The sequence below is a fragment of the Aliiroseovarius marinus genome (assembly GCF_004360145.1).
GTDB classification, from domain to species: domain Bacteria; phylum Pseudomonadota; class Alphaproteobacteria; order Rhodobacterales; family Rhodobacteraceae; genus Aliiroseovarius; species Aliiroseovarius marinus.
Genome location: NZ_SAIT01000038.1, coordinates 1 through 763, shown reverse-complemented (window position 1 = coordinate 763; position 763 = coordinate 1). Strand labels below are relative to the sequence as shown.

Annotated in this window: 1 protein-coding gene and 1 pseudogene; both read left to right on the top strand. The window is 60.9% G+C overall.

The window, feature by feature from the left end:
• A pseudogene (locus EOL43_RS15445) lies at positions 1 to 208 on the top strand (IS21 family transposase); the annotation flags it as partial.
• The coding region (locus EOL43_RS15280; protein ID WP_133489782.1) for an ATP-binding protein at positions 205 to 763 on the top strand (559 nt) is incomplete at its 3' end. The pseudogene EOL43_RS15445 and the gene EOL43_RS15280, both read left to right, overlap by 4 nt.

Sequence of the window (763 nt, the reverse complement as noted above, 5' to 3'; positions counted from 1 at the left end):
TGAGTTGCCGGTTCTATGCGCGGCGGTACGCGTGGCGCTACAAAAGCGGGCCATTGCCTTTGATGCGATCAAACATCTGGCGCTGTGTCAGGTCGAGCGCCGACCCGCACGGCTCGATCTGTCGCTCTACCCCTATCTTCCGAGAGCGGCTGTAGAAACGACCAAGCCTTCCAGCTACATGGCGCTCCTGTCGGAGGGCGCAGTATGAACGATACCCCCGATATCCTGCTGGGCCATCATCTCAAGAAGCTCAAGCTGCCCACCATGCTGCGCGAGTATGAGAAGGTGGCACGTCAATGCGCAGTCGAAGGGTTGGATCACATCCAGTTCCTGCTGCGCCTGACCGAGCTGGAGCTGATCGACCGGGAACGACGCATGGTGGAACGCCGGATCAAAGCTGCGAAGTTCCCGGCACCCAAGAGCCTGGACAGCTTCGACTTCAAGGCGATCCCCGCCCTCAACAAGGTGCAGGTGCTGGACCTGGCCCGCTGTGGCTGGATCGAGCGCCGGGAGAATGTCATTGCTCTGGGACCCTCTGGCACGGGTAAAACCCATGTCGCCCTCGGTCTTGGCCTTGCGGCCTGCCAAAAGGGATTACCCGTGCGCTTCATCACCGCCGCCGCGCTCGTGCACGAACTGATCGAGGCGCGCGATGAGAAACGCCTCCTACGGCTGCAAAAGCAGATGCTCGCCCCAAAGCTTCTGATCATCGACGAACTGGGCTTCGTACCCCTGAGCAAAACCGGCGCGGAACTGCTCTTCG